Source organism: Candidatus Oleimmundimicrobium sp. (assembly GCF_030651595.1).
GTDB lineage: Bacteria > Actinomycetota > Aquicultoria > UBA3085 > Oleimmundimicrobiaceae > JAUSCH01.
Window position 1 is genome coordinate 1 of the sequence record NZ_JAUSCH010000042.1, and the last position, 3,131, is coordinate 3,131.

The following is a 3,131-nucleotide window of genomic DNA, read 5'->3' on the forward strand; positions in this document are numbered from 1 at the left end:
CACGAAACCCGAGGGTTCCGCCTACGACTCCCGGCTCGGTGATCAGTGGGGCAATAAGTCCAGTGATGAGCGGTTTTCCTCCGGGCACTTCAACACCATCGGGCACATCACCGGCGAATTGACGCTGCGGGGCAAGCGCTACGATGTGAACTGCTACGATTGCATGGATCACAGCTGGAGCCGCCGCACCGAAGTCAGCCGCCGGGCGGTAGGCTACATCAGTGCTTGCTTCGGGGATGACTATGGCCTGCACCTGGCGGTGCAGATGGACATCGCCGCGGAAGGCGAGATGACGTACGAATCGCTTCGTTTCGGCTTTGTCGTCGAAAACGGCGAGACCTTCGGCCTGGTCAGCGCAAAGGTCTCGACCAGCACAACCGACATGATCTCGATGGGTTGCTGGCTGGAAGTCACCGATGTGCGCGGCAAGGTCCATCGTTGCACGGGCACGACCGTCGCCGCCCATCCGTTCGACAATTTCAACCCTTCCCATATCGCTTTCCAAAGCCTGATGCGCTGGGAAACCCCGGACGGGCGGGTTGGATACAGCGAACTTGCCAATATCTTCGGTCGGGAGTTTCTGGCCGCGCGTCTGTCACGCCACGGACGCGGCTGAGCCTAATGGGCGCCTTGGTCCTACCCTCCGCCTGAACCGCAAACGGCCCGCCGGTGATGGCGGGCCGTTGGGTGTTTGTGTGGCGGCCTTACAGCTTCTCGGTCAGTTCCGGCACGGCCTGGAACAGGTCGGCCACCAGCCCGTAATCGGCCACCTGGAAGATCGGCGCTTCCTCGTCCTTGTTGATGGCGACGATGACCTTGGAATCCTTCATCCCCGCCAGATGCTGGATCGCGCCGGAAATCCCCACCGCCACGTAAAGCTGCGGCGCCACCACCTTGCCGGTCTGGCCCACCTGCCAGTCGTTGGGCGCATAGCCCGAATCGACCGCCGCGCGCGAGGCGCCCACCGCCGCGCCCAGCTTGTCGGCCAGCCCTTCGATCATCGCGAAGTTCTCTTCCGAGCCAAGCCCGCGCCCGCCCGACACCACGATCTTGGCCGAAGTCAGTTCCGGCCGGTCCGAGGCCGCAACCTTGTCTTCCACCCATTCCGACAGGCCCGGATTGGCCGGCACCGCGATGGTTTCAATCGGCGCCGAGCCGCCCTCGCCCGCGACATCGAATGTCGAGGTGCGCACGCTCACCACCTTGACCTTGTCCGACGATTTCACCGTCTGGATGGCATTGCCGGCATAGATCGGGCGCTCGAAGGTCTCGGCGTCAATCACGCCCGAGACATCCGAAATCACCATCACATCCAGAAGCGCCGCAACGCGCGGCAGGATGTTCTTGGCATCCGTTGTGGCGGGCGCGAAGATATGGCTGTAATCACCCGCCAGCGACGCAATCAGCGCCGCCGTCGGCTCGGCCAGTCGATGGCCAAGGCTTGCATCCTCGGCGCAGAGCACTTTCGACACACCGGCGATGGTGGCCGCGGCCGCGGCCGCGTCAGACGCGCGCGCCCCGGCGCAGAGCACCGTCACATCGCCCACGATCTTCGCCGCCGTCACCGCCTTGGCGGTCGCATCGCGGTTGAGTTGACCGTCGGTCACTTCGGCAAGAAGAAGAACGCCCATCAGATCACCCCCGCTTCGTCTTTCAGTTTCGCAATCAGCTCATCGACCGAGCCCACCTTGACCCCGGCCTTGCGCGTGGCGGGCTCGGTGGTCTTGACGATGCTCAGCCGCGGCGTGACGTCGACGCCGTAATCAGCCGCGGTCTTTTCATCGAGCGGCTTTTTCTTGGCCTTCATGATGTTGGGCAGCGAGGCATAGCGCGGCTCGTTGAGGCGCAGATCCACCGTGACGATGCAGGGCATCTTCGAGCGGATCGTCTGCAGACCGCCATCAACCTCGCGCGTCACCACCGCATGATCGCCCTCGATGGTCACCTCCGAGGCAAAGGCCGCCTGGCTCCAGCCCAGAAGCGCCGAGAGCATCTGCCCGGTGGCGTTCATGTCGTTGTCGATCGCCTGCTTGCCGGCCAGAACCAGACCGGGCTCTTCTTCCCTGACCACAGCGGCCAGAAGCTTGGCAACGGCAAGGGGTTCAATATCGGTGTGCACGTCATCGGCGGCGATGATCAGGATTGCCCGGTCAGCGCCCATCGCCAGCGCGGTGCGCAGGGTTTCCTGAGCCTGTTTCACACCGATGGACACGGCGATAACCTCGCTGGCCACACCCTTCTCGCGCAGCCGGATCGCCTCCTCGACCGCGATCTCGTCGAAAGGGTTCATCGACATCTTCACATTCGCAAGATCAACCCCGCTGCCATCCGCCTTGACCCGGACCTTCACGTTATAGTCGATCACCCGCTTCACCGGGACCAATACCTTCATCTCTGCCATCTCCTTCGATCGTTCTTCAGGGAACCTTGCGGGTCAGTCCTGCCGCGCTGCGCCCAGCGTTACTTCGCCGTTCAGACGCCGCGATTCACGGCGCTCGAATTCCAGCGCTTCGGCCAGCGGAAGTTCGCCACCACGGTTCATCAGATGCTTGATGTTGCGCAGATGCGCACCGTTCCATTGCGCCACGGCATCAGCCAAGGCGCGGGCCGCGGCGCCAAGGTCGCCATCGGGCACCACGCGGTTGACGAAGCCCATTTCCGCGCCCTCGGCGGCCGTGACGCGCCGTGCCGTCAGGGCGATCTCGCGCGCACGGTTGGCCCCGATCACACGTTGAAGACGCTGCGACAGGCCCCAGCCGGGCAGCAGGCCGATGCTGGCATGGGTATCCTGGAACCAGGCGTTTTCGGCGGCCACCACCATGTCGCAGGCCATCGCTATCTCGAAGCCGCCGGTCACCGCCGGGCCGTTCACCGCGGCAATCGCCGGCGTTTCCAGCGCGCTCAACGCCGCACCGATATCGGCCTGTGCAACTTCGGCGCTGACATCGCGTTCCGAGGCGGACAGTTCACGCACATCAAGCCCGGCGCAAAAGGCCCGCCCCGCCCCGGTCAGGACGATCACCCGGATATCGGCGCGCGCATCCAGTTCGGACAGCGCCCGGATCAGCGCGCCGCGCAAGCGGGCGTTGAGCGCATTCAGCGCTGCCGGGCGGTTCAGCGTCAGCGTGGCG

4 protein-coding genes are annotated in these 3,131 nt (G+C 64.5%); 1 reads left to right on the forward strand and 3 read right to left on the reverse strand.

The annotated features are described in order from the left end of the window. Nucleotides 1–616 (forward strand): hypothetical protein (locus Q7U95_RS02785; protein ID WP_308751754.1); only part of this gene is annotated, 616 nt, incomplete at its 5' end. An 88-nt stretch (nt 617–704) separates the two neighbouring features. Here Q7U95_RS02785 and Q7U95_RS02790 read toward each other — a convergent pair. The 3 genes from Q7U95_RS02790 to Q7U95_RS02800 form a co-directional block, all read right to left on the reverse strand. Continuing rightward, nucleotides 705–1,631 carry an FAD-binding protein gene (locus Q7U95_RS02790; RefSeq protein WP_308751755.1) on the reverse strand — a complete coding sequence of 309 codons (927 nt, stop codon included), beginning with the start codon at nt 1,629–1,631 and terminating at the stop codon, nt 705–707. Next, nucleotides 1,631–2,392: an electron transfer flavoprotein subunit beta/FixA family protein gene (locus Q7U95_RS02795; protein WP_308751756.1), complete on the reverse strand. Its 762-nt coding sequence runs from the start codon at nt 2,390–2,392 to the stop codon at nt 1,631–1,633. Before Q7U95_RS02795 ends, Q7U95_RS02790 begins: the two co-directional genes overlap by 1 nt. 42 nt (nt 2,393–2,434) lie before the next feature. Then, nucleotides 2,435–3,131: enoyl-CoA hydratase-related protein (locus Q7U95_RS02800; RefSeq protein ID WP_308751757.1), on the reverse strand; the 697-nt coding region annotated here is incomplete at its 5' end.

Coding starts and splice junctions, on each gene's coding strand:
- Q7U95_RS02790 (WP_308751755.1), bottom strand. CDS start 1,631: ATGGGCGTTCTTCTTCTTGCCGAAGTGACCGACGGTCAACTCAACCGC.
- Q7U95_RS02795 (WP_308751756.1), bottom strand. CDS start 2,392: ATGAAGGTATTGGTCCCGGTGAAGCGGGTGATCGACTATAACGTGAAG.